Annotated in this window: 2 protein-coding genes; both read left to right on the top strand. The window is 35.7% G+C overall.

What is annotated here, in order from left to right; genetic code table 11:
• Positions 1 to 66: 66 nt before the first annotated feature.
• The gene (locus HNP82_RS17565; protein ID WP_183776796.1) at positions 67 to 1017 is read left to right on the top strand and encodes a GDP-mannose 4,6-dehydratase; all 951 of its coding nucleotides are present in this window, start codon (positions 67 to 69) and stop codon (positions 1015 to 1017) included.
• 242 nt (positions 1018 to 1259) lie between these two features.
• Complete coding sequence (locus HNP82_RS17560; RefSeq protein ID WP_183776795.1) at positions 1260 to 3872, top strand: SIR2 family protein; 2613 nt, start codon at positions 1260 to 1262, stop codon at positions 3870 to 3872.
• Positions 3873 to 4476 lie beyond the last annotated feature (604 nt).

The following is a 4476-nucleotide window of genomic DNA, read 5'->3' as shown; positions in this document are numbered from 1 at the left end:
TAAAGAACGATATGGAACTTGTGGAAAAGGAAGTCAAAGCAGCAAACTTATAAGGCAGGAATGACTATGAGAGCGTTAATTATTGGCGCTGCCGGCTTTGTAGGCAAATATCTCATCCAACATCTCCATGAGACTTACGATTGGGAGCTTTATGCCACCAAACTGGCACATGAAACACTGGAGACGGACCTTGCGGCAGTGTATGACCTGGACATTCTTGATAAAGAGAACACCGCTGAAATTTTAGGAGGGATCGCTCCGGATTATATATTTTATCTGGCTGCCCAAAGTTCCGTGGCTCTTTCATGGAAGAACCCGGAACTGACGGTGGACATTAATATCAAGGGCTGCCTGAACCTGTTTAACGTGATCCGGGAGATCGGCCAGCATCCCCGTATCCTGTGCATCGGTTCCGGAGAAGAATATGGTTATATCCGTCCGGATCAGACGCCGGTCAGGGAAGACACCCCTTTAAATCCGGGAAACATTTACGCGGCCACAAAGGCCTGCCAGAATATGCTGGGAGCCATCTATGCCCGGGCCTATGGCCTGGATATTATCCTGGTCCGGGCATTTAATCATATCGGGCCGGAGCAGGCCCCCATCTTTGTGGTGTCGGATTTCTGCCGGCAGGTGGCCCGGATTGAAAAGCTGGGCCTGGAACCGGTGATCCATGTAGGAAATCTGGAGGCTAAAAGAGACTTCACCGACGTCCGTGACGTGGTACGAGCCTACGGGCTGCTGATCCAGCATGGGGAGAAAGGTCAGACTTATAATATCGGAAGCGGCCATGCGATCCGTATACGATCCATTCTGGACAATATACTCAAGCTGTCCACAGTCCCTATTACCGTGGAAGTGGAAACGTCAAGGCTGCGGCCGTTGGATATCCCCATTATTGAGGCGGATATCTCCCGGCTCCAGAGCTGCGTCCCATGGAAACCGGAGATTCCCATGGATCAGACATTAAAAGAAACTTTAGACTACTGGCGTCAAGAAATACTGTTTAATAAATAATATTGATTGTAAATGTCTGTTGTTTTTGGGACAGTACACATAATGGTATCCTCGGGTTTATATAGAATTCTTAGGACGGCTTTGGATTCTTTGTTTATGCATAGCAAATGTCATAAAATTGTGTATATTGGTATAGGATATGCCCGGTATAAAAACAATTAATTTGGTATATATCTGTTTTTACAATTTCAAAAAGATTGCAAAAACAGATATATGGGCGAGTTAAAGAACAGGGGAAAATTATGGAGATTTTAAATATTCAGCAAAAAGAAGAAAGAAAAAAAGCCATTGAATTATGTAAAAATCTATTAGAAAAGCATGTACTCATTCCTGTGATAGGTACAGGCTTTTCACAGGATACACAAACTGATAATGGGGGTAGAGTCCCATCAGTAATGGATCTACATGCAAAATTGTTTTATTATATTGAAAAATATTCGGGATATGAAAAAAAAGATTTAAATGCGATAAAACGCTATAATTTATTTGATCTGGCTGGTATTTTTTGGAGCATATATGATAGAATTTCTGAAGAAGGACTTGAGTCTTTTTACAACTACATTGAAACAAATTTTCAAAATATCACTTTTCAAAAGGAATTTCAAAAGGCATTTTTACAAGTACGATGGCCATACCTGTTTACGTTGAACTATGATTCTTTGATTGAAGATTATAGTCGTGATTACTATTCGGTTATTCCCTATGATCGGATTAATCGCTATTTTTCGCGGGAAAAAACAAAAGTATATAAATTGCATGGCGATGCGAAAAAATATATAGATACAGAAGATCGAAAGTATTTTATTTTAAGTAGGGATCAATATATTGAAAGCATGATGAACGATCAAAATAGAAGCATGTTAAATGAGTTATTGACTGCGTTTGCGTCTAAGAGTATTTTATTTTTTGGGTGTAGTTTGTCGGAAGAATTGGATTTATTATATTCGTCTCAATTAGCAATTAAAGAAAAAGTAAGAGATATAGATTCCAAACAGCAAGCAATTATCTATATTAGCTATGAAACTGATGAAGAGGCCCCAACATCCTCTTTTTCATTAAGACAACAAGATATGTTATCACAATACGGTGTAACACATGTATTACGTATTTTTTCTGAGGAAGAATCAAAAGCGTTTTTTGAAGATTTAGCCAAGATCACTGCAAAAATTCCGCAACCTGGAATTGATACTTTTCTGGAAAAGTATTCAGCTATGCAGTTTGATACTTCTAAGATGGATGCTACTACATGTCGTGATTTTTTGTTTCAAGAGAATTTGGTTTGGAAATTCCTTGACGTACATAAAATAATTATGCCAAGTTACTATGTGAATAGATTAGAGCTGCATAAGGTAATAGATTTTATTTCCAAGCCAGAACCATTGTGTTTTATTACAGGGAACTTTTTTAGTGGGAAAACATTTTTTTTGCTTGAAGTTGCAAAATATTTTATGGCGAAGAAGGTTTATATTTTTCCATCGGGATCAAAATTGACCGAAAGGCAATTAGAAGCTTTGCTAGAAAAAAAGAATTCTCTTTACTGTTTTGATGCAAGATCACTTACTACTTCTCAAATCAAAACTATTTGTACTGAAAAGAGATTAGATCAAATTAAAAGAAATAATTCCACTGCTGTAATTGTTATTGATGCTTCAGATGCGCCGATGTATAAATACATTTTTGAAGCACGCAATGTAGCTCGAGAATTTCGGCAATTCTGGATCAAGAGTGTGTTTGAGGATCCTGAAGAAGCTGAGTTTAATAAAAAAATTGGTGCAATTAGCTTACCGCCATATGTAAAGAATGAAACAATACTTGATTATATTGTACGCAATCAAAAAGAACTAATGGTTGGTTCTGAGATTGATGCTTTCTTTTTAGAGCCGCAAAAAGAATTATTATCTCAAAATCCCAAAAGACGGACTAAAGCACTCATTATGCTTGCAACTGAAACTAGAATCCCAGCTAAACGTGGTATACAATTTAGAATTGATGGCGCTTGTAATGAAATAATAACATGTTGTCGCAAGTTAAATGGAGCATCTGTAATAGAAAAGGATTATTCAGTATATAGCGGAGAATCTTCTGGATATGAATTTGTTTGCAATTCAAAATATTGGGTTATACGTGCGCTTTCTGCCTATGCAAAATCTCATAGAAAAAACAGTGAAATAATTGCAGATGCGTATTTAAGTATTATTAAAGATTACCGAGTAATTTATAAAGAAGATGATGTAAAATTTTATCAAAATTGTGAACCTTATTATTTTTTTGATCATATTCAAACTTTATTTAATCAGCGATGGTTTAAAAATTCTTCAGCCTTGATGAACAAAATTTATGATAAATTATTGCCGATTCTGTCTGATAGTTACCAATTTTTGCATCAGAAAGCAAAAGGGAAACTTCAGATAGCCCGAGTCGAAATTGGGCATAGGAATTATAAGAAAGCTAGAGCTACATTAACTGAAGCTCTTCTAAATATTACTCGGGCTATTAAATTGGCTGAACAGTATCCAAAGGCTAAAAATATTGATGAAACACTTCTTCATATGACATACACTAAGGGAAGGATTCTTATCGAATATAGTTATATTTCTCAAGATTATATACCTCAAACTGTAGATGCTTGTTATATGTTATACGAAATGCAAAAAAATATTCAGCATGACGTATATGATTTTACAAGGGGGACAGGTAGAGACAAAAAGTCCTTTGAAGAATTCAAGCAAACGCTTATACTTAATTCAAGCATATCGAATTTTGATGCGTTGGACATAGATAAAGTACATTTTCTAGTGAAACGTTGGACAGGAATAAATTTCAGATTCGAAAAAAGGAAAAATAAAAGTAATTAACTCAATTTTTCTAGACGATCCAAAACAAAATTCTAGACTTCCAAAATAATTGACACTTAATGTATTATAATGGCCTCATAAATTAAGACACTTTTCCGGACAATTTTTAATGAATCTGATATACTAAAATCAATGCGAAAGAGAGGATTCATTACTATGTCCAGACAAAGAAGAAGTTTTACCGCCAAATTTAAATCAGACCTCGTTATCGAGCTTCTGAAGGGCGAAATGAATATTACGGTGCGGCGGGGTTCTTCCGCAATTCTTAGTAATTCACAGGAAATTCTTTTTACCAGTGCCGATAAATAAAGAGTTTTCCAGATTATTAGTTAATCTGATACTAACTTTTGCGGAAGAACCAAACATTTGAACTATTTTATGAATTATAGTAAAATATTGTCGATATAATATACATTAGGAGAAAACATGATTATATTAAAGAAAAATGCAAAAAAATATGTTTATATGGATTTAAAAACAATAGCATCTATAGAAGAACAAAGAATAGAGTAAGCGCTTTATAACCAACCGGATAGTCAAACTCTAACTTTTGTGAGATACTTCAGATACTTGGAGTAATTCACTTCCTATCCGGTTCTCGGAG

Source organism: Catenibacillus scindens (assembly GCF_014202115.1).
GTDB lineage: Bacteria > Bacillota > Clostridia > Lachnospirales > Lachnospiraceae > Catenibacillus > Catenibacillus scindens.
Note: the sequence above shows the minus strand (reverse complement) of the source record. Positions and strands in the feature narration are given on the sequence as shown.

What these genes read in the sequence shown, in the direction of transcription:
- HNP82_RS17565 (WP_183776796.1), top strand. Translation starts at nt 67, where the DNA reads ATGAGAGCGTTAATTATTGGCGCTGCCGGCTTTGTAGGCAAATATCTC.
- HNP82_RS17560 (WP_183776795.1), top strand. Translation starts at nt 1,260, where the DNA reads ATGGAGATTTTAAATATTCAGCAAAAAGAAGAAAGAAAAAAAGCCATT.